This is a genomic window from Acinetobacter sp. SM34 (assembly GCF_022012365.1).
Taxonomy (GTDB): Bacteria; Pseudomonadota; Gammaproteobacteria; order Pseudomonadales; family Moraxellaceae; genus Acinetobacter.
In genome coordinates, this window is the sequence record NZ_JAKLTP010000037.1 from 1 (window position 1) to 849 (window position 849).

The 849-nt window shown below is 51.5% G+C and carries 1 protein-coding gene; it reads right to left on the reverse strand.

Annotation, left to right across the window (positions count from 1 at the left end; all coding sequences use genetic code 11):
• On the reverse strand, positions 1-849 hold an 849-nt coding region (gene purU / locus LZZ98_RS15445; protein WP_237788597.1), incomplete at both ends, for a formyltetrahydrofolate deformylase.

Consider the following 849-nt stretch of genomic DNA (forward strand, 5'->3'; position numbering starts at 1 on the left):
ATTTAAATACCACCGTACGGTCATCATTAAGGAATACGCGGTGTTCAACAAAGTATTTCACCGCTTTGGACAGCGCAACTGTTTCGGTATCACGCCCCACCGACACCAGGTCATCCGGCAAATAGGCATGGTCGACCCGCTGCACTTCCTGCTCGATAATCGGACCTTCGTCCAGATCACCGGTGACAAAATGTGCCGTGGCCCCGATCAGTTTGACGCCGCGTTCAAAGGCCTGATGATAAGGCTTGGCCCCTTTAAAGCCGGGCAGGAACGAATGGTGAATATTGATGGCGCGTCCTGCCAGCTGGCGGCACAGGTTATCTGACAGGATCTGCATATAGCGCGCCAGAATCACCAGTTCGGTACCGGTTTCATCCACAATTTTCAGCAGTTCCTGTTCCTGCTGTGCTTTGCTGTCTTTGGTCACCGGCAGATAGATAAAGCGCAGGCCTTCACGTTCTGCAATCGGACGCAAATCCAGATGGTTGGACACCACTGCCGTAATCTGGAAATCCAGTTCGCCTTTATGATGGCGATACAGCAGGTTGAGGAAACAGTGATCAAATTTGCTGACCAGGATCATGACTTTCATCGGTGCATTGCAGTCATAGAAGGTGGCCTGCATTGCGAACTGCTGTTCGACTTCGGCAAAGCTGGCTTTCAGGCTATCAATATCGCCACTGGCGTCATTGAAACGAAAGACAATACGGGTAAAGAAATAGCCGGTGGTCTCGTCATCATACTGTGCCATTTCACTGATATAGCAGCCGTTCTGGGCAAGGCAGCCGCTGATGGCGGCAACGATGCCGGATGCAGCCGGGCAACGGATTTTTAGAATATATTGGGCTG